This window comes from Collinsella sp. An271 (assembly GCF_002159695.1).
Taxonomy (GTDB): Bacteria; Actinomycetota; Coriobacteriia; order Coriobacteriales; family Coriobacteriaceae; genus Collinsella; species Collinsella ihumii.
The window spans coordinates 185,951-205,548 of record NZ_NFJE01000001.1; the positions used below are offsets into that span (position 1 = coordinate 185,951).

The window sequence follows — 19,598 nt, forward strand, 5'->3', positions numbered from 1 at the left end:
ACGCAATGAGCCCTTGGTATGCAAGCTACCAAGGGCTCATGCTGATACCGCATTCATCCGAAAGCACCCAAGAGGGTCGAAGCCTAATGCTGCGGCCGGTCCTCCTTGTGTTCGGAGTCTTTCTTGTCCGCCTGGTCGTCCGGCATGCCGAAGGGCATGAGCTCGGAGAGCTTGGCCCACGGGTTGTCGAGCTCGGGCTTGGGCAGCGCCGTCGCGTCGGAGATGACGTCGTCGGGAAGCAGCTCGGAATCGGCGACGAAGCTGTCGTCGCCCAGGGCATCGAAGGCGGGGACGGGATTCCCCTGCTCATCGCGATACGGCGTGCCCTGGAAGATGGCGCCATCGTAATTGACGAGCTGCCGCTTCGTGTTCTTCTCGAAGTAGAAGATGAACAGGCCTTTGAGCGCCGCGCACAGAGGAATGGCGATAACCATGCCGAGCGGCCCCATCAGGGCCGAGCCGATCACGATGGCGGACAGGCTCATGGCGGGATGCACCTGGACGGTCGACTGCATGATCTTCGGGCTGAGCACGTTATCGGTGACGTTCTGCGCGATGACGACGAGCACGAGCGTCCACAGGGCCTTCGCCGGACCGTAGAAAAACGCGATCAGCACGGCGATGAACGCCGAGAACACGGGGCCGACGACGGGTATCAGGTGGAACAGCGCCGTCAGCACGCCCATCAGCCCGGCATACGGGTGCCCGATCACGAGCAGCCCCACAAACACGATGACCCCGTTGATGATCGAGGTGATGACCTGCGAGCGCATGTAGCCGCCGACCGAGCGGGACAGGATCGCCACGATGAACCGGTAGTCGTCCTCCTTGCTGTCGCCGAGTGCGAAACCGATCTCGCCGTGGATCTTAGGGTAGTCGCGCGCGAGCCAATACGCGAGCACCAGCCCGAGGAACACCGTGAACAGCGTGTTGGCAAAGCCGCCGATCGCGGGCATCACGCCGCGACCGAGCTCCGCCGCAAGGTCCGTCACGAAGCTGGTGGCGGTGCTTTGCAGCGAGGAGAGCAGGTCGTTCAGCCCGCTGAACATATCGGAGGACGTGAGCGAGCGGAAGTTGCTGATCAGATCCTGAATCCATGCGGACAGCGAGGAGAAATACCGCGGCATCTGGTTGAGCACGTCGACGAGCTGCTCCACGAGCATGGGCAGAAGCAGCGTGAACATCAAGATGACCGCGGCTATGACGACGAGCAGGCCGATGAGCGCCCCGAAGCCGCGAGGGATCCCGCGGTGCTCAAGGGTGTTCACGATGGGCGATGCCACGAACGCGATCAGGGAGCCGATCGCCAGAAACTCGACGACGGGCCCGAGCACGCCGATGACGTTCAGCAGCATGGCTCCGATAACGAGCAGACCGACCACGGCCCAGATTCTCAGGGCGGCCAGACGGGTGTCGCGCAGGACGCGATCATCTTGCCCGGGCATGTCGACGTGGGAACTCATCGCTTACCCATGACTCCTTCGGGATCGATCTTGTCCTGGATCTTCTTGAGCGTGCGGCGAAGCAGGCGCGACACCTGGACCTGGGACACGCCGAGCTTCTCGGCGATCTCGATCTGGGTCATGCCCTTCAAGAAGCGCATCTCGATGACCTCGCGCTCGCGCGGCGAGAAGGACTTGAGCGCCTCCTCGATGACCAGGCGGTCGTCGGTAAAGGTCAGCGCGCTATCCTCGGACGCGTAGCGGTCGAGGACGGACGGCGTGTCTTCGGAATCGGAGCTGCCGGGAGCCTCGAGCGGCACCGAGGTGTAGGCGGAAGAGGACTCCATAGCCTCCAGCACCTCGTCTGCCGACGCACCGAGATAGTCGGCGATCTCGTCGACCGTCGGGGAGCGCTGCAGCTGGGTGGTGAGCGTATCGGTCGCCTGGTTCACTTTGGCGGAAAGCTCCTGCAGGCGGCGCGGGACACGGACGCTCCAGCCCTTGTCGCGGAAGTGGCGCTTGATCTCGCCCAGGATGGTCGGGGTCGCATACGTCGTGAACTCGAGGCCGCGATCGGGATCGAAGCGGTCGATGGCCTTGAGCAGGCCGAGGTACCCGACCTGCATGAGGTCGTCGAGCGGCTCGCCGCGGTTTTTGAACTTGTTCGCAAGGAACCGCACCAGGTTGAGATGGGACATCACGAGCTTCTCACGGGCGTCCATGTCGCCGTTCTCCTTGTAGCGGCGGAAGAGCTCGTGCGTCTTCTCCTTATCCCATGCGGCCTTGCCCGAAGGGGTCTTATCGGCCATTACACATCTGCTTTCAACATCAGGTGAAGCGCGGAGGGGTTCTCGCGTTTCTCGTAGGAATCGCACACCGCGCCCAGGATCAGATCCGCGTACACGGAGGTTTCGGTGTCGACGGAGATCTCATCGAAGGCGACGTCACCGAGCTCGAAGGTCATGGCGACGTGCTCGTCGTCGACCTCGAACGAGATGGGGAGTTCCCCCATGGGCTTCGCCGCGCACGCGTAGATGAATGCCTCCTCGGCGGCCATGCGGATGTCTTCGACCCGGTCGACCGACATGGAGCTGAGCATGGCGACGTTTGCCGCCGTCATGCGCACGAGCCGTGCGAGATGCGGATCGGCGGAGACGGTCAAACGAATAGGCGCTGGCGCATTATTCATTGGTGTCCTCCTGAGTGGATGGGGCGGACGCCGGGGCGGATCCGTCCGAATAGGTGTAATACTGGGGCACGGCGCGCTTCGGCGACTCATCGTCGGCAGCATCACGCTGCTCATCTGCGCTCGGGACCGCTTCCGGTTCGCCCGTCTGCTCGGTCAAGGTGCGCTCCCCCGTTGCGGGCGGCTCGACGTTCTTGCCGAAGAACTTGTGCACGCGCTCGGTTGCGGCGGTGGCCACGCTCGACACCGCGTTGGACGCGCTCGACATCCCCGCCGTCACATCGGAGATGTCGCGCAGCACACCGTTGACCTCGATCAGGTCCGCCGACAGCGCCTCGACCGCGATGCTGCCCTGCTTGAGCAGCGGCTCGATCTGGGAAATGGCGGGCTGGGCCCCATCGAGCGTCTCGTTGACGCGATCGAGCACGGGCTTGATCTCGTCAACCGTCACCTCGAGCTTCTTGACGAGCGGCGCCGCGCTTTCAACAGTCGAATCGATATGCTGAATGACGGGCTGCACGTCGCCAAGCGTCTTATCGATGGCCGACACGGTGGAGCGTGCGCGCCTCAACGTCAGCGCGAGCTCGATGACGGCCCAGACACCCACCAAGGCGAGCACGATCAACACGATCTGCAGAGGTTCCATGATGCCTCCTGTACATAGCGACAAGGTGCCTCGGCCGAGGCACCTTACCTGATACTACCCGACCGCGCCGAATCCATGCGCCAGAAGTCGGGGAACCGTCGCGCGACCGGCACAACAACAGACTGGCTCAGTCGACCAGGGGGCCCTTGCCGCTCCGGTCGCGCGCGGACTGCTCGAAGCGGTACTGCTCCCATCCGCGTCCCGCCGGTTTCCAGAACGCACCGCGCTCAAGGCCCTCGGGAAGATAGCGCTGCTCGACCCAGCCCGCGGGATAATCGTGCGGATACAGATAGGGGCCGTAGGAGTCGGATCCCGGACGGTGTCGATCGCGCAGGTGGCTGGGGACCTCCCGCTGCCCGCTCGTGCGAACGTCCTCCAGGGCCGCGTCGATTGCCGCCTCGCACGCGTTGCTTTTCGGGGCGAGCGCGTTGTAGAGGGCGGCCTGGGCCAAGTTGATGCGGCACTCGGGATACCCAATGACCTCGGCCGCCTTGAAGGCCGCCTCCGCGATAAGGAACGCCTGGGGGTCCGCATTGCCGATATCCTCGGATGCCTGGATCATGATGCGGCGCGCGATGAACTTCGGGTCCTCGCCTGCGTCGATCATACGGGCGAGCCAGTAGATCGTGGCATCCGGGTCGCTGCCGCGCATGGACTTGATGAACGCGGAGATGATGTCGTAGTGCATGTCCCCGCTCTTATCGTACGAAAGGCCGCGGCGGGGGTTGGCCATGCGCACGTCATCGAGCGTGATGGGCACCGGGACCCCGTCCGATGTGGCGGCGTCGGATTCCGGCCTGGTCACGGCGATCTCGCTTGCGAGCTCGAGCGTCGTCAACGCGCTGCGGGCATCCCCCGCGGCAAGCGTGCAGATGGCCGAGACGACCTCGTCGTCGAGCGAGAACCTGCCCGCAAGCCCGCGTTCGTCCTCGCACGCGCGGCGGACGAGCACGGCGACGTCATCGTCGGAAAGATGCTCGAGCTCCACGACGCGGCTGCGGGAGAGCAGGGCCGAGTTGACCTCGAAATACGGGTTCTCCGTCGTGGCGCCGATCATGATCACCGTTCGGTTTTCCACCGCGTGCAGCAGGGCATCCTGCTGGGAGCGGGAGAACCGGTGGATCTCATCGATGAACAGGATCGTGCGACGGCCGAACGCCATGAGACGGCGTTGCGCCTCCTCGATCTCTCGGCGCAAGTCCTTCACGGTGCCGGTGACGGCGGACACCTCGACGAACTCGCTGCGCGTGTGCGCGGCGATGATGTGCGCCAGGGTCGTTTTGCCCGTGCCCGCGGGACCATAGAGAATGACGCTCGACAGCACGTCGTGCTCGATGGCGCGGCGCAGCCACGAGTCGGGACCGACCGCCTTCTGCTGGCCGACGTACTCGTCAAGCGACGACGGCCGCATGCGGACCGCCAGCGGCGCATACCTGATCTGCTGCGTGCGCTCTTGTTGCGAAAATAAGGTCTCCATAGCGTCCTAGTCTAGCATGGCATGAACCGGCCGGGGCAACCCTAGCGTTCGTTGATGTACGTGCGCTGGGGGAATTGGATCTCCGGGAACAGCTTTGAGGCGAGCTCGGCAAAATACCCATCGGTCATGCTGGCGATATAGTCTACAACCGTCTGATCCAGATCCTTCTCCCACTCGTAGGTGCGGCCGTAATGCGCGAGCGCCGCCTGGATGCGCGCGATATGGTGGCGGAAGATGTAGCTGGACTCGTCACGCGCGCGCAAATCGCCCAGACAGTGCTCGTACATGAGCGAGAAGGCACGTGACAGCACCTCAGCGCGCTCACCCTCGATGCCGCTTGAGCGGTAGATCTTCTCGTAGTTCTCCGCCTTTGCGCGCCGGATCTCCGCGAACAGCTCCTCGCTCATCTCGATGCGGTCCTTGCCGTAGCTGTGTTGGATGATGTCGGCCGAAGCATGGCTCAAGATCCAGGAGTTGTACGCCCCTCCGAGCCCGTCATCGAACGCGTCCTCCGACAGCAGCCCGGCTTCGATGGCGTCCTGGCGGTCGCGGCCGACATACGCGATGATGTCCGAGATGCGCACGACGCAGCCCTCGAGCGTCATGGGACGCAGATGGCCGATCGCGATATCGCCCGTCTCGTAGCATGATTCGACGATACGGTCGAACTCCTCGAAGTCAGTAAGCCCTGACAGCTCGAACACGCGCTGCTCGTACTCGCCGTTATGGCACAGCACGCCGTCGAGCGTCTGAAGCGTGAGATTTCGACCGTACAGCACGTCGAGCACGCGGACCGAATGGACGTTGTGGAAAAACCAGCGGCCGGTGCGCGCATGATACACCTCGTTGAGCGCGCGCTCGCCCGCATGGCCGAACGGCGTATGCCCCAGATCATGGCCGAGCCCGATGGCCTCGATCAGATCGCAGTTGAGACCCAGGGCGTACCCGATATCCCGGGCGATACGGCTTACCAGCTGCACATGGATCCCGCGACGGGAGAGGTCGTCGTTGCTGCGGAAACTGAAGACCTGGGTCTTGCCGGCATACCTGGTGTAGGCGGGCGTGTGGATGATCTTCTCGACGTCTCGGACGAACGCAGGGCGCCAGATGTTGGCGTCGTCGGCGGGACGGGGATCGCGGCGCAGCGCGGACGCGTTGTCGCACCGGTACGGGTTGACCCACCCCCGATCACGATCGGACTGGATGCGACGGACAAGATCGTCGCTTAAGGTGTTGGGGATTGCATCCATGCGGGCGCGCACGACTTCTCGATCCTGCTGAATATGCTTAAACGCTGACATGACCACGCTCCTTTCTCGGATGTTCTACCCGTATCTTCGCATATCGCGCGGACACCTCGGCAGATGCCGAGGCGTCTGTAAGAATACGTCCGGCAATCGGTAAGGCCGCAGCGGGTTTTCTCGATGCGCGCGCAAGGTGGGCATGCTCAGCCGATAGCATGGGAGGCGCATCGAGATCGCAACGAAAGGGAGGCGGAATGGATGCGTTGCCCGGTATCGTACATGCGTGCTGCCTGGTGCTTGTCGGGGCACTCATGCTCGTCGCCGCCTTCATAGACGCCAAGACCCGCACCTATCCGAACGGGCTGGCCGCAGCACTCTTCTTGGTTGCGTTCATCGGAACGCTCGCTGGCAAAGGCCCTGGAACCGCCATGCACCATGCGCTGATCGCCCTGGTGATCGGCGTGGGCTTTTTGATATTCGAGCTGATCTGGAGATGGCTTCGCGCCTCTCCAGGTCTAGGGATAGGCGACATCAAGTTCATTGCCACCGCAGCCATCATCTCTCCGGTCGGTGCGCTCGCAGGATGCGCGCTTGGCCTCGCCTGCATGGCGCTTGCGGCCACGGCGAGACGAACTCGGACGATGCCCCTTCTCCCCTTTCTGGCACCGAGCTGCATATTGAGTTTTTTGATGCTGTATACCGGCTGACATTATTATTAACGATAAGCCACACATATTGTTACATCCAGCCGTCACCGACCACATGAGGGCGCATGCGGCCTATAATGAATCGACTTGACCCCAATGAGAGGCACCTATGAACGAGCCCGATTTCTCTACCGCCTACACGTCGTCGAATCTCGCTCCCACCGATGGGCCCCAACCGGTGGAAAGCGCGAGCGCATCCACCGCGTGCCAGACGAACAGCTCTCGCTTCGCATACGTCCTGACCTTTGGCATCCTGGGCGTCATCTCGCTGATCACCATCGCCATCTCCCTGTTGCTGTTCGCCGCGTTCACGACCTACACCACCGAGGCGCAGAACATAGATGTGTACTCATGGGGCTATGAGAGCGGTGCGGATTCTCATGAATCCCTCGATGACTACGGCTGGTACGGACTGTCGGCCGACTCCCATGTGCTCTAACTTCCGCTAGGCCACCGCGGATGGGTTGGTTGGGGACGGGTTCGTTTCAACCCATCCCGTCGCCCCGGCCCGGCACGTACTCATGATGAAACCCCCGACATCACACCGTCAATACGGTGGAATGTCGGGGGTTTACTCTAAAAGCTGCTACTTCGCGCCGTCCATAACCTGCTCGAGCGTCACGGACACGCCATGCGGAGTCGGGACCCAGTCAACCTTCAGGAACAGGGCCGCCACGGTGATGGGGATATAGGTGAACATGAACAGCGGGAACGTGAACAGGTTGGTGAATACCCGCAGCCTGCTGGTGCAATGGATATGCTTGCGCTCAAAGACCGTGGTGAACAGCCCGGCGACAAAGAAGGTCATGTACATCGACACCAGGGTCATCATGAGCGAACCGAAACACATCGCGAGCTCGCGATCGGTAGCCAAAAACCCATGGCTTAAGGAGCCGACGATGATGAACGTGAGGTTCACGAGCACCGAGATGAGGGACAGCAGGTTGCCCGGCGCGATCGTCATGAACAGATCGTAGGCGGCAAATCGCCTGAAAAATGCAATGGACTTGACCAGGTGGGACCCGTACGTGAAGAACACCTGGTAAAAGCCCTTGGTCCAGCGCATACGCTGCTTCCAGGATGCCGAGAAGTCGACGGGCTGCTCATCGTAGAACTCGGCAGGCGCGTACCCGATGCGCACCCCGTGAATCGCGCAGAACGTTGAGAACTGGATGTCCTCGGTGAGCGTATGGAAATCCCAGCCGTGCATGCCCTCGATGATCTTCGCGGAGACCAGATACCCCGAGCCCGAGACCGCGCACGACGTGCCGCAGATCATGCGCGCGTTGTTCAGAAATCGCGCTTCGCGCAAAAACCAGGTGGCATACGCGGCGGATATCCACGAGCTTCCGAAGTTCTTGGAGTTGCGGTAGCTGGTCAGCGCAAGGTAGCCCTGGTCAAAGGCGTCGTTCATGATGGACACATAGCTCCGCGAGAGCAGGTTGTCGGCATCGAAGATGAAGAACGCCTCGTACTTCCCGGGGTACTCGTTGAGAATCCGGTCGAAGCCGTAGTCCATGACCCAGCTTTTGCCCTTGCGCGCGAGGTCGTTGCGCTCGTAGACGATGGCGCCCGCCTCACGTGCGACGCGCGCCGTATCGTCCGTGCACGCGTCGGCGACGACGAAGATGTCGATGAGCTCAGATGGGTAGTCCTGGTCCTTGATGGACTTGATGAGGTTGGCGATAACGGCCTCCTCGTTATGGGCGGCGATAAAGAAGGCATAGCGATGGTTGCGCTTGGCCTTGGGAATCTTCACCTCGCCGTAGAATATCCCCACGAGAAAGAAGACGACCTGATAGAGGAAGCACAGGGCGAACAGCGCCCCGATCACGAAGTTGAAGATGACGATGGGCGTCAAATGCGAAAGATCTGGAAGCATGCGAACACCTTCGGATGCAGGATAAACGACATCCGAAAAGTGTAGCGCAGCATCGCGGGTCGACTCGGAACTGCGCAGTATTTACGTCAATGTCAGCGTGTTCCTCACGGGGCGCACGGCGAAAGGGCCACGGGGATATACCCCGCGGCATGCATTCGCAGCAACGCAAGCCCAAAGGCAGCATTTCCCTATTCGTTCAGAATGAGCGGAATGATCTCGTCGCCGGCTTCGGTGCGACCCATGGAACGCTCCGCGATCTCGTCGTAGGCGGCGGCAAGATCCCAAGGAAGCTCGTCGTGCAGCTCGATATCGCGGCCCGTCACCGGGTGGGTGAACTTCACGCGCCACGAGTGGAGAAACTGCCGCGTGAGCCCGAGGTTCGCGCGCTCGCTCCCCTTGCCGTACAGCGGATCTCCCACAAGCGCGTGGTTGATGTGGCGCATGTGAACGCGGATCTGGTGCGTGCGCCCGGTATACAGATGGCACTCGACCAAGGTGTAGCCCTCATCGCCACGCTCGGCCTCGAACCGCTCCAGCACCTTGAACGTCGTGATGGCCTGGCGCGCAAACGGATCGTCGGAGACCGCCATCTTCACACGGTCGCGCGTCGAGCGCGCGATACCCGTGTTGATGGTACCGGAGTCCATAGCGATGTAGCCGTGGCACAGCGCGACGTACCGGCGGTCGAGCGTGCGCAGGCGGATCAGGTCCTGCAATGCGCGCTGCGTGTCGTCATCCTTCGCCGCAAGCATGAGCCCTGACGTATCGCGGTCCAGACGATGCACGATACCGGGCCGGTCCTCACCCTGCAGCGTGCCCAAGTGGTCGATGCCGCAGTGATATACCAACGCGTTGGCAAGCGTGCCCGACTCGTGCCCATGCGCGGGATGGCACACCAGGCCGCGCTGCTTGGAGAGCACGATCAGGTAATCGTCTTCATATCGGATATCGAGCGGGATGGCCTGCGGCTCGAGCGCACCGGGATCGCGGACCTCAGGGATATCGACTTCGATGCGATCGCCCTCTACGACCACCTGCTTTTTGGAATAGCACGTCTCGCCGTTCACGTCGACAGCGCCCGATTCGATGAGCTTGGCGCATGCCGAGCGAGACGGGCACGCATCCTGGTTGCCCAGGAACTGGTCGAGGCGCACGCCCGCATCAAGCGAGGTCACGAGATACCGAACGTCGCTCATCGCGAATCACCGCCTCGCGGGGCCTTCTCAGCCCTTTCATCCGCGCCCTCCCTGTTTGCCGGGCTCAGCAAAAAGCCGACAAACGCGATGACGGCACCGCAGGTGATGCCGATGTCAGCAACGTTGAACACGGGAAAGCTGATGAACGTCGTGGCGAAGAAATCCGTGACGAAACCGAACAGCATGCGGTCGATAGCGTTTCCCACAGCCCCTCCGGCGAGCATGCCGAGACCGATGACCTCGAGCCTGCTCACGAGCGGGGCGCGCCACAGATACACGACGGTGAAGACGACGACCGCCAGCGCCAGGATCACGAACACGAAGCCGAAACCCTCGCCCAGGCTGAACGCGGCCCCCGTGTTCATGGCAAAACGAAGCTCAAGGATACCGGGGATGAAGTCGGCCGACGTGAACCCGGCGCTCACCGCATCGCGCATCATGACCTTCGTGACCTGGTCGACGATCAGAAATGCGGCGAACAGGATGCCCGCGACAGCCGCGCGCCATGCGCGTTCATGCACAAAGGGCTTGATCTTATTGTCTGCCACGGGCGACCCCTTTCAAAAGACTGCGGGGACGGGCGTCCGTCCCCGCATGAAGATGCCGCGCGATTTCAGGTTCGCGCGGCATCTCGCTCCAGGTGCGATGCGACCTTACGCGCCGATCGCCTCGGCGCAGCGGTCGCAGATGTGAGCGTGCTCGCCGTGCACGCCGGTGGACTCGCGGAAGTTCCAGCAGCGATCGCAGCACTCGCCGTGAGCGGCCTCGACGCGGGCGGAGAACTCCTCGCCGGAGGAAAGCTCGAGCTCGGAGACGATGAAGAACTCGGCGAGATCGCAGGCCTTGTCCCCGGTCAGGAGGGCGTATGCCTCCGCAGGGGCGGTCGCGACCACGCGCGTAGCCTGGCTCTTGGTGAACGTGCCGGCGGCACGGGCGTCCTCGAGCGCCTTGGTGACCACGCCGCGCAGCTCGAGCGCGGCCTCGAGCACCGGCTTGTACTCGTTGGCGACCTCGAGCGAGATCGGTGCCTGGTACCAATCGAGCAGGGCCGCGTACTCCTGATGGTCGCGGCAGCCAGCGGGCGCGAACGCCATGACCTCGTCGCAGGTGAATGCGAGGATGGGCTGCAGGTCGCGCAGAAGCATGGACAGCAGCTCCGCCGTCACCGTCTGGGCGCTGCGGCGAGCCAGCGAACCGACCTTCTCGCAGTACAGGCGGTCCTTCAGGGCATCGAGGTACACGTTGGAGAGCTCGGTCACCACGAAGTCGTAGAGCGTGCGGTACACGCGGTTGAACTCGTAATTGGCATACGCGGCGTCGACCTCGGCCTGCACCTGCGTCAGGCGGGCGAGCATCAGCTTGTCGAGCGGCAGCAGGTCGTCGAACGCCACGCCGTCGGTCTCGGGGTCGAACTGGTCCTCGAGCTCGGACAGCAGGAAGCGGAAGGTGTTGCGGAAGCGACGGTAGGCATCCGAGGTGCGCGCGAGGATCTCATGGTCGATGGCGACATCGGTCGACGTGTCGACCGACGCGACCCACAGGCGCAGGATGTCGGCGCCCATCTCGTCGCAGACCTTGTTGGGGTCGATCACGTTGCCGAGCGACTTGGACATCTTGCGGCCCTGGCCGTCCAGCGTGAAGCCCTGGGAGACGACGGCCTTGTAAGGCGCGACGCCGTTGGCGCCCACGCTCGTCAGCAGCGAGCTCTGGAACCATCCACGGTGCTGGTCGGAGCCCTCGAGGTACACGTCCGCCGGGTACTCGAGCTCCTCGCGGCCCTCGCACACGGCGCGCCAGGACACGCCGGAGTCCCACCACACGTCGAGGATGTCGCGGTCGGCCTTGAGGTGATGGCCGCCGCACTTGGGGCACACGCAGGCGTCGCCGAGATAGCTCTCGGGAGCGTCGGTGAACCATGCGTCGGAGCCCTTCTCGTGGAAGAGCTTGATCACGGCGTCGAGGGTGTCGTCGTTCATGATCTTCTCGCCGCAGTCGGCGCAGGTGTAGCTCGGGATGGGCACGCCCCAGTTGCGCTGGCGCGAGATGCACCAGTCGGGACGCTGCTCCACCATGGCGCCGATACGGTTGGCGGCATGCTCGGGATACCAGCGCACGTGGTTCTGGATGGCGTCGAGCGCCTCTTCGCGCAGACCGGTCTTGTCCATGGAGACGAACCACTGGTCCGTGGCGCGGAACAGCACCGGGTTCTTGCAGCGCCAGCAATGGGGGTAGCTGTGCGTGATCTTCACCTCGGCAACAAGGGTGCCGTGGTCGCGCAGGTACTGGATGATGTGCGGGTTGGCCTCGTCGGTGTCCATGCCGGAGAACGGGCCGCCCGTGCCGAACGTGTCTCCGACATAGAACTTGCCGTCGTCGTCGACGGGCATGCAGATGTCCATGCCCTCCTTCAGGCAGACGTAGTAGTCGTCGACGCCGTGACCGGGAGAGTTGTGGACGATACCGGTACCGTCCTCGGTACCCACGTAGTCGGCAAGCAGGGCCACGCCCTCGATGTCGTCGAAGATGGGCTGACGATAGTGCAGGTGGTCGAACGTCTCGGCCGGCACCTCGTAGGGCATGCCGTCGACCATGACCGGCGTGCACTCCCAGCCGGCGATGTCGCACACCTTGGCTGCGAGCTCCTTCAGCATGATCTCGGCGCGGCCATCATGCTCGATGGCGGTGTAGATGGCGCCCGGCTTGAGAGAGACCGCCTGGTCGGACGGGATGGTCCAGGGGGTCGTGGTCCAGATCACGAAGTCCACCGGACCGTCGAAGCCCTCGAGACCCGCCGGCTTGCTCAAAAGCTCGAAGCGCACGTAGATGGACGGCGAGGTCTCGTCGCCGTACTCGATCTCGGCCTCCGCGAGCGCGGTGTGGCAGTGCTTGCACCAGTGAACGGGCTTGTGGCCGCGATAGATCATGCCCTTGTCGAACATGGCCTTGAAGACCTCGATATCGGCGGCGTCGTGCTGATGGTAGAGCGTCAGGTACGGGTTGTCCCAATCGCCCAGCACGCCGAGGCGCTTGAAGCCTTCGCGCTGCAGATCGATGTTCTCGACCGCGAACTTCCGGCAGAGCTCACGGATCTTGTCGGTCGGGGTCGCGTTGAACTTCTCGGTGCCGAGCATCTCCTCGACCTTGTGCTCGATCGGCTGGCCGTGGCAGTCCCATCCGGGGACATACGGCGTCTCGTAGCCCTGCATGGCCTGATAGCGCTCGATGATGTCCTTCGAGATCTTGTTCATCGCGTGGCCGACATGGATGGGGCCGTTCGCGTACGGAGGACCGTCATGGAGGATGAACTTGCCATGGCCCTCGTTCTTCTTGAGCATCTGCTCGTAGACATGGTTTGCCTGCCAGCGCTTCAGGCGCTCAGGCTCGCGCTGCGCCAAGGCCGCCCGCATGGGGAACTTGGTCTTGGGCAGGTTCATGCTGCTCTTGTACTCGTTTGCCACGAATACTCCCTTCCCGTCGAATGGGCGCTCGCGTGCATGAAAAAAGCGCCCGTCCCTGCAAGCTGGGACGAAGCGCTCACGGAACGCGGCGATACCGCCGCGATCAAGCTCCTCGCTATACCACCCAGCTTAGGCATGATGCCCGTACTCGGCCGACCACATGACGACGGTCGTCCCGGCGACGTCTACTGAGCGGAACCTTTTAGGACGGGATCGCTTTCCCATGCCCGGCTCCACCGTTCGGGTCGCAGCTCCGGGGTGATATTCGCTCGGTCGCGCACGCAGGCTTTTCAGCTGCCGCCCGCTCTCTTGAGGTGCACGGTGGTCGGCTACTCGTCCCCTTCACAGCCATTGGGAGGCATGGTACCACGATTACGTGATACTTTGGAGAGGCGAATAAAACCACCATGCGAAGGAAGGCAACAGCAATGAGGATCGGATATCTCGGTGCGGGAAACATCTCAAGCCAGATGGCGGCGACCGTCGCGCGGATGGACGAGGCGGAAAACTACGCGGTCGCCGCGCGGGACGCCGACCGGGCGCGGGCGTTCGCGGACACTTGGGGCTTCGAGCGCGCCTACGGATCGTACGAGGAGCTGCTGGCGGACCCCGCGGTCGACCTGGTCTACGTGGCGCTCCCCCATTCCCACCATCATCGTTGGACCATAGCGGCGCTTGAGGCGGGCCATCACGTCCTGTGCGAGAAGGCCTTCGCCGCGAATGCCGCGCAGGCGAAAGAGATGATCGAGTGCGCCCGCTCCCGCAACCTGCTGCTGGCCGAGGCGATCTGGACGCGGTACATGCCCTCCCGGGCGATGATCGACGGCGTCATCGCGAGCGGCGCCATCGGCCGCGTGCTCAACGTCGACGCGAACCTCGGCTACCAGGTCGACATGAACGAGCGCATGGTCAAACCCGAGCTGTGCGGCGGGGCCCTGCTGGACCTCACCGTCTACCCGCTGAACTTCGCGAGCATGGTGATGGGCGACGAGATCGAGCGCATCGACGCGCACATGGTGCCCATCGCCACAGGCGTCGACGGGCAGGACTCCATCATGCTCACCTACCGCGACGGCCGCATGGCCACGATGTTCACGACCATGCACTGCATGACCGACCGTCGCGGCCTCATCTGCGGAACCGACGGCTTCATCATGGTTGAGAACATCAACAACCCCCAGAAGCTCTACGTCTACGCGGCGGACGGGCTGAGCTGCGAGCTCAAAGAGGAGATCTCGGTGCCCGAGCAGATTTCGGGCTACGAATACGAAGTGCTCGCCTGCAAGCGGGCCATCGAGAGCGGGCAGGTCGAGTGCCCCGAGATGCCTCACGCCGAAACGCTGGAGATCATGCGCCAGCTCGATGAGATTCGCGCCCAGTTCGGCATCGTGTTCCCCTTCGAGCAGGTGTAGGCTTTCCGCGATATGAACGCGACGTCTGTGGCCGAGCGTGAAGCCTCACAGGGCTACAATGTGACGCTGACCGCACATTCCTCACGCCACAGAAGAAAGAAGGCATCATGCGCACGATAGAGATGAGCGACTACACCGTCGGCGAGGATTGCTTCGAGGCGATACCGGAAACGTTGGCCTCCTATGGAGCGTCAAGCGTCGTTCTCGTCGGCGGCAAGCGGGCCCTGGCGGCTGCGGCGCCGGGCATCAAGGCCGTGCTCGAATCGACGGATATCGAGGTGCTCGACACGATCGTCTACGGCAAGGACGCCACGCGCACCAACGTGAACAGGCTTCTTGCGAACGAGAGCTTCACGGCGGCCGACGTCGCGTTCGCGATTGGCGGCGGCAAAGCCATCGACACGGTGAAGACGGCGGCGCTGGAGCTGAGCAAGACCGTGTTCTCGGTGCCGACCATCTGCTCAAACTGCTCTGCCGCCACGGCGATCGCCGTCATCTACCATGACGACGGCTCTCTTGAGGGCTATGCCTATCCTCCCTGCCCCAAGCACATCTTCATCAACCCTCGCATCATCGCCGAGGCGCCTGCGGAGTATTTCTGGGCGGGCGTGGGCGACGCGCTCTCCAAGCAGCCGGAGGTCGAATGGGCCACGAGCACGCGCGAGCTCGGCCACACCGCGAGCCTGGGCCTCGCGCTTGCCCATACCTGCACCGAGCCGCTCATGACCTGGGGCGTGCAGGGGCTTGAGGACGTGCGTGCCGACCGTTCGACCGAGGCCGTCCGCCAGATCGCGCTCGATATCGTCGTGAACACGGGCTACGTGTCCAATCTCACCAACCAGCCCGACTTCTACTACAACTCGACGCTCGCGCATGCGTTCTACAACGGCTCGACTGGCATCCACCGTCCCGGGCGCACGCACCTGCACGGCGAGGTCGTGTCGTTCGGCGTCCTCGTCATGTTCGCGTATGCGGGCGACACGGCGCAGCTCGAACGCTATGCGAAGTTCAACAAGCAGATGGGCCTTCCCGTCACGCTCGCCGAGATCGACCTGGACGAGAGCCATCTGGATCAGCTGACCGAGCTCGCGCACAACACGAACGAGTGGAGGCAGGCCAACCCGGTCGCCTTCGATGACGAGCAGTTCATCGCCGCCATCAAGGCAGCCGACTCCTACGGCCGCTCTCTCTCCAAGGGAAACGCTGATTAATTGCTTTCGCGGCGGTCGGTTCCGTGGCGGGGCGGATGCGGACGAAGGCGAGGAAGGCGCAGTTGCGCTTCGCCGACGCAGCCTGAGCCCGCAGGCGCCCGTCACGGGGCCGACCGGTGCGGAATGAATTGATCAGTGTTTCCCTAGTGCAAATCGGGGACGTACCTTTTGCATGCATATTTGCACGAAGGGGACAGGCCTTACCGCCTGTCCCCTTCGTCTTATAGCGAGATGCCGAGCGAAGCCTCTACCAGAACACCCGCTAACAAGGCCCCGTACATGTACCCAAAACTGAGAGTGCGGGCCCCGAACAGGCCCCTCACCCGCGTTACTGGGTACCGTTACCGGGTGTTCAACACCTCACGTAAGTGCTCGCCCCGCCTGCCGCGTCGGTAATCCTCGTGCAGCGCGCCCCTCAAGGAACGACCGGGCGCAAAGGGCGGCCGATCCGCACCTCGCTAGTGCTCCTTGACGCGAAGGTAAATCTGCCGCTGTCCGTTCGCGCTCGTCGGCTCATCGAATTCATACGCACCGAGCGACTTCATGAACGGGCTGAGCTTGCGATACCCGTAGTTGCGAACGTCGAAATCAGGCAGACGCTTGGAGAGCTCGTTGCCCATCTGGGCCAACGAGACCCATCCGTCGTCGTCGGAGAACTTGTCGCAGATGGCGTTCACCGTCTTGCGAATCTTCTTGAGATGGCGGCGCCGGTCGGCCTTGCTCATCTCGCCGAAGGGAACCTCACCGGAATCCGGCGCATCCGCGGGCTCGGCCAGCTCCGCTTCCTCCTTGCGCGCAGAGCCCTTGCTCGGCTGCTTCTTGCGCGATGACGCCTTTGCGCGCGCCGCGGGCGGCTCGGCGTCCTCCTCATCCTCCGCCTCCTCCTCGGCAACATGGGCCGCATACAGCAGGTCGAGGTACTTGAACGAGTTGCACGCCGAGATGAACGGCTGGGGCGTCTTCTGCTCCCCCATGCCGATGACGACCATGCCGCTCTCGCGCAAGCGAGCCGCCAGACGCGTGAAATCAGAATCAGAGCTCACGATGGCGAACCCGTCGACCGTACCCGAGTACAGGATGTCCATCGCGTCGATGATCATCGCAGAATCGGTCGAGTTCTTGCCATAGGTGTAGCTGTACTGCTGCATGGGGATGATCGAATTGTCGAGCAGGCAGCTCTTCCAGCTGCCGAGGCGCGGGCTCGTCCAGTCGCCGTAGATGCGCTTGTAGGTGGCGATTCCCGAGTTCGCCACCTCTTCGAGAATGATCTTGATGTACTTCTCCGCAACGTTATCCGCGTCGATCAGAATCGCGAAACGAAGATCGGAATCGATGGTGTCGCTCATATATGCTCGTCCTTTTCAACGAAATGGTTTCAATGGCATTGTCGCATGCTTCCCCTCGATCGCTATCTATGTTCAAGCTTTATGCAGAAAGCCTTCCGGACCCATCCCTCCCCGTTCATTCATGAATGAGGAGGTGGGTTAGTTTTACACGACCTGCGCAAATGCAACAACAGGTCGCGTTCATTCATGAATGAACGGCCTACGGCGTCGCGAGGGGCGTTTGATGCGGAAAACATACCGAACCGCAAAAAAAGCGGCCCTGCCGACATTCGACAGGACCGCCGCAAGCAACAAGCAGCGAAGACCTTACGCCTGGGGCTTGTTCGCGCCGGGCATGAACGGGTTCTCGCGGCGCATGAGCGTCATGAACTCCTCGCCCGTGATGGTCTCCTTCTTGTAGAGATAGCGAGCCAGCTCATGCAGCTTGAACTTGTTCTCGCGCAGGATCTGCAGCGCACGGGCGTGGGCGTCGGCGATAACCTTCTGGACCGCCTCGTCCACACGCTCAGCCGTACCCGGGGCGCAGGTGAGCGACGTGTCCTGGTTGAGGTAGGCGTTCTGCACGGTGCCGAGCGCCATCATGCCGAACTCCTCGGACATGCCGAAGCGGGTGATCATGTTGCGCGCGAGCTTGGTCGCCTGCTCGATGTCGTTGGCGGCGCCCGTCGTCATCTCGCCAAAGATCAGCTCCTCGGCAGCACGGCCACCGCAGTAGACCGCGAGCTTGTCGAGCACCTCCTGCTTGGCGGTCAGGAACTTCTCGTCCTGCTCGACCTGCATGGTGTAGCCGAGCGCACCGCTCGTACGCGGGACGATGGTGATCTTGGTGACCGGCGCCCCCTCCTTCTGGCTTGCCGCGACGATAGCATGACCGATCTCGTGATAGGACACGACCTGCTTCTCGTGATCGGACAGCACCGTGGACTTACGCTGCTGACCTGCGATGACCACCTCGACGGACTCCTCGAAGTCCTCCTGGGTCGCGAGCTTGCGGCCCATGCGCACGGCGCGTAGCGCGCCCTCGTTGATGATGTTCGCGAGGTCCGCGCCCGAGGCGCCGGGCGTCGCGCGCGCGATCGCCGTCAGGTCGATGGGCGGCTGGGTCTTGACGTCCCTGAGATGGATCTCGAGGATCGCCTTGCGGCCGGTCAGGTCGGGAAGCTCCATGGGAACGCGGCGATCGAAGCGGCCTGGGCGCAGCAGAGCGGGGTCGAGGCTGTCGGGACGGTTCGTCGCCGCGACAACGACGATGCCCTTCGCGTTGTCGAAGCCGTCCATCTCGGTCAGCAGCTGGTTCAGCGTCTGCTCGCGCTCATCGTTGCCCGAGAAGCCGCCGCCGTCGCGCTTCTTGCCGATGGTATCGATCTCGTCGATGAAGACGATGCAGGGCGCCTTCTCCTTGGCCTGCTTGAACAAGTCGCGGACCTTGGCGGCACCGCGGCCGACGAACATCTCGACGAACTCGGAGCCCGAGATCGAGAAGAACGGGACGCCCGCCTCGCCGGCGACGGCCTTGGCGATCAGCGTCTTACCGGTGCCCGGAGGGCCCACAAGCAGGACGCCGCGCGGCAGCTTGGCGCCGATGGCCTCGTAGCGCTCGGGTTTCTCCAGAAAGTCGACGACCTCCTTGAGCGACTCCTTGGCCTCTTCCTGGCCGGCGACGTCCTTGAAGGTCACGCCCACGTCCTTGGAGGCGACGATACGGGCGCCGGACTTGCCCAGTCCGCCACCGCCGAAGCCGCCGAAGCCGCCCGAGAAGTCCATCGAGGGGTTGTCATCGCCCATCGCCTTCTTCATGCGGCGGTTCAGCCACCAACCGAACAGGAAGAAGATGATGATCGGCGCGAACGTGATCAACAGGTAGAGCCACGTACCCGAGTCGTTGCTCGGGATGATGACGTTGACGTTGGCGTCGGATTCATCGATCTTCTGGGCGAGATAGTTCTCGGATCCCGGCATGACGGTCGCGCGGTACGCGACGTCCTCGGAATCGTTTTTGAGGGTGTACAGGGCCTGGGTATCCTGCCCCGCCGTGTAGTCCATGTCTTCGACCTTGTTCGCGTCCAGGTCGTCGAGCATGGTCGAGAAGCTCACGCCCGTGATCTGCTGCCTGGTGGTCAGCTGCGGGAACAGCACCTGATTGAGCACCAGGTACAGAGCAAAGGCGATGAGCACGTAGAGGATCATATTTCGTCTACGTTTGTGATCATCCATCTCCATTGGTAACTCCGTCTCGTAAGGTTGCAATGGTACAAGGATACCCAAGTGCGGAAGCGATAGACAAAAAATCGCAGCGAGTAACCTGCAAACACAATCGCCGAGCCGAGACGGATTCGCCCGGCACGGCATGATTCCGCGAATGATGGCACCCGCCGCTCGGCAATCCCCTAT

At 62.8% G+C, this 19,598-nt stretch carries 16 protein-coding genes; 4 read left to right on the forward strand and 12 right to left on the reverse strand.

Annotated elements, in window-relative coordinates:
• Positions 1-83: 83 nt before the first annotated feature.
• The 6 genes from B5F74_RS00825 to B5F74_RS00850 form a co-directional block, all read right to left on the reverse strand.
• Positions 84-1,463, reverse strand: a complete 1,380-nt coding sequence (locus B5F74_RS00825; RefSeq protein ID WP_239283301.1) for an AI-2E family transporter — start codon at positions 1,461-1,463, stop codon at positions 84-86.
• Positions 1,460-2,251: an RNA polymerase sigma factor SigF gene (locus B5F74_RS00830; protein ID WP_066832313.1), complete on the reverse strand. Its 792-nt coding sequence runs from the start codon at positions 2,249-2,251 to the stop codon at positions 1,460-1,462. Before B5F74_RS00830 ends, B5F74_RS00825 begins: the two co-directional genes overlap by 4 nt.
• Positions 2,251-2,631: a hypothetical protein gene (locus tag B5F74_RS00835; protein ID WP_066832316.1), complete on the reverse strand. Its 381-nt coding sequence runs from the start codon at positions 2,629-2,631 to the stop codon at positions 2,251-2,253. Before B5F74_RS00835 ends, B5F74_RS00830 begins: the two co-directional genes overlap by 1 nt.
• On the reverse strand, positions 2,624-3,274 hold the full coding sequence (locus tag B5F74_RS00840) for a hypothetical protein (protein WP_087199216.1): 651 nt from the start codon (positions 3,272-3,274) through the stop codon (positions 2,624-2,626). Before B5F74_RS00840 ends, B5F74_RS00835 begins: the two co-directional genes overlap by 8 nt.
• Before the next feature lie 127 nt (positions 3,275-3,401).
• A complete protein-coding gene (locus B5F74_RS00845; protein WP_079989175.1) occupies positions 3,402-4,751 on the reverse strand; it encodes a replication-associated recombination protein A in 1,350 nt (449 codons plus the stop codon).
• 41 nt (positions 4,752-4,792) lie between these two features.
• Positions 4,793-6,052: an HD domain-containing protein gene (locus B5F74_RS00850; RefSeq protein WP_087199218.1), complete on the reverse strand. Its 1,260-nt coding sequence runs from the start codon at positions 6,050-6,052 to the stop codon at positions 4,793-4,795.
• A gap of 254 nt (positions 6,053-6,306) precedes the next feature.
• Between B5F74_RS00850 and B5F74_RS00855 the strand changes: the two genes are divergently transcribed.
• Entirely contained in the window at positions 6,307-6,702 is a 396-nt protein-coding gene (locus tag B5F74_RS00855) for a prepilin peptidase (RefSeq protein WP_158095650.1), read from the forward strand.
• 109 nt (positions 6,703-6,811) lie between these two features.
• Positions 6,812-7,141 (forward strand): hypothetical protein, encoded by a 330-nt coding sequence (locus B5F74_RS00860; protein WP_087199222.1) that lies wholly within the window; start codon positions 6,812-6,814, stop codon positions 7,139-7,141.
• Between the two features lie 147 nt (positions 7,142-7,288).
• On the opposite strand, the gene B5F74_RS00865 is transcribed toward B5F74_RS00860, so the two are convergent.
• From B5F74_RS00865 to ileS, 4 genes are all read right to left on the reverse strand, one after another.
• Positions 7,289-8,584 carry a glycosyltransferase family 2 protein gene (locus B5F74_RS00865; RefSeq protein WP_204212369.1) on the reverse strand — a complete coding sequence of 432 codons (1,296 nt, stop codon included), beginning with the start codon at positions 8,582-8,584 and terminating at the stop codon, positions 7,289-7,291.
• Positions 8,585-8,772: 188 nt separating this feature from the next.
• A complete protein-coding gene (locus tag B5F74_RS00870) occupies positions 8,773-9,780 on the reverse strand; it encodes an RluA family pseudouridine synthase (protein WP_087199224.1) in 1,008 nt (335 codons plus the stop codon).
• Positions 9,777-10,328 (reverse strand): signal peptidase II, encoded by a 552-nt coding sequence (lspA, locus tag B5F74_RS00875; protein ID WP_087199226.1) that lies wholly within the window; start codon positions 10,326-10,328, stop codon positions 9,777-9,779. Before lspA ends, B5F74_RS00870 begins: the two co-directional genes overlap by 4 nt.
• A gap of 105 nt (positions 10,329-10,433) precedes the next feature.
• Entirely contained in the window at positions 10,434-13,238 is a 2,805-nt protein-coding gene (gene ileS / locus B5F74_RS00880) for an isoleucine--tRNA ligase (RefSeq protein ID WP_087199227.1), read from the reverse strand.
• A 428-nt stretch (positions 13,239-13,666) separates the two neighbouring features.
• Here ileS and B5F74_RS00885 point away from each other — a divergent pair, with 428 nt between their 5' ends.
• Together B5F74_RS00885 and B5F74_RS00890 are read left to right on the forward strand one after the other, a co-directional pair.
• Complete coding sequence (locus tag B5F74_RS00885; RefSeq protein ID WP_087199229.1) at positions 13,667-14,650, forward strand: Gfo/Idh/MocA family oxidoreductase; 984 nt, start codon at positions 13,667-13,669, stop codon at positions 14,648-14,650.
• 107 nt (positions 14,651-14,757) lie between these two features.
• Positions 14,758-15,861, forward strand: a complete 1,104-nt coding sequence (locus tag B5F74_RS00890) for an iron-containing alcohol dehydrogenase family protein (RefSeq protein ID WP_087199231.1) — start codon at positions 14,758-14,760, stop codon at positions 15,859-15,861.
• A gap of 458 nt (positions 15,862-16,319) precedes the next feature.
• Here B5F74_RS00890 and B5F74_RS00895 read toward each other — a convergent pair whose 3' ends face one another.
• The gene (locus tag B5F74_RS00895; RefSeq protein ID WP_087199233.1) at positions 16,320-17,207 is read right to left on the reverse strand and encodes an NYN domain-containing protein; all 888 of its coding nucleotides are present in this window, start codon (positions 17,205-17,207) and stop codon (positions 16,320-16,322) included.
• Between the two features lie 306 nt (positions 17,208-17,513).
• Positions 17,514-19,427, reverse strand: a complete 1,914-nt coding sequence (gene ftsH / locus B5F74_RS00900) for an ATP-dependent zinc metalloprotease FtsH (protein WP_204212371.1) — start codon at positions 19,425-19,427, stop codon at positions 17,514-17,516.
• Between the last annotated feature and the right edge of the window lie 171 nt (positions 19,428-19,598).

What these genes read in the sequence shown, in the direction of transcription:
- B5F74_RS00825 (WP_239283301.1), bottom strand. Translation starts at nt 1,463, where the DNA reads ATGAGTTCCCACGTCGACATGCCCGGGCAAGATGATCGCGTCCTGCGC.
- B5F74_RS00830 (WP_066832313.1), bottom strand. Translation starts at nt 2,251, where the DNA reads ATGGCCGATAAGACCCCTTCGGGCAAGGCCGCATGGGATAAGGAGAAG.
- B5F74_RS00835 (WP_066832316.1), bottom strand. Translation starts at nt 2,631, where the DNA reads ATGAATAATGCGCCAGCGCCTATTCGTTTGACCGTCTCCGCCGATCCG.
- B5F74_RS00840 (WP_087199216.1), bottom strand. Translation starts at nt 3,274, where the DNA reads ATGGAACCTCTGCAGATCGTGTTGATCGTGCTCGCCTTGGTGGGTGTC.
- B5F74_RS00845 (WP_079989175.1), bottom strand. Translation starts at nt 4,751, where the DNA reads ATGGAGACCTTATTTTCGCAACAAGAGCGCACGCAGCAGATCAGGTAT.
- B5F74_RS00850 (WP_087199218.1), bottom strand. Translation starts at nt 6,052, where the DNA reads ATGTCAGCGTTTAAGCATATTCAGCAGGATCGAGAAGTCGTGCGCGCC.
- B5F74_RS00855 (WP_158095650.1), top strand. Translation starts at nt 6,307, where the DNA reads ATGCTCGTCGCCGCCTTCATAGACGCCAAGACCCGCACCTATCCGAAC.
- B5F74_RS00860 (WP_087199222.1), top strand. Translation starts at nt 6,812, where the DNA reads ATGAACGAGCCCGATTTCTCTACCGCCTACACGTCGTCGAATCTCGCT.
- B5F74_RS00865 (WP_204212369.1), bottom strand. Translation starts at nt 8,584, where the DNA reads ATGCTTCCAGATCTTTCGCATTTGACGCCCATCGTCATCTTCAACTTC.
- B5F74_RS00870 (WP_087199224.1), bottom strand. Translation starts at nt 9,780, where the DNA reads ATGAGCGACGTTCGGTATCTCGTGACCTCGCTTGATGCGGGCGTGCGC.
- B5F74_RS00885 (WP_087199229.1), top strand. Translation starts at nt 13,667, where the DNA reads ATGAGGATCGGATATCTCGGTGCGGGAAACATCTCAAGCCAGATGGCG.
- B5F74_RS00890 (WP_087199231.1), top strand. Translation starts at nt 14,758, where the DNA reads ATGCGCACGATAGAGATGAGCGACTACACCGTCGGCGAGGATTGCTTC.
- B5F74_RS00895 (WP_087199233.1), bottom strand. Translation starts at nt 17,207, where the DNA reads ATGAGCGACACCATCGATTCCGATCTTCGTTTCGCGATTCTGATCGAC.
- ftsH (WP_204212371.1), bottom strand. Translation starts at nt 19,427, where the DNA reads ATGGAGATGGATGATCACAAACGTAGACGAAATATGATCCTCTACGTG.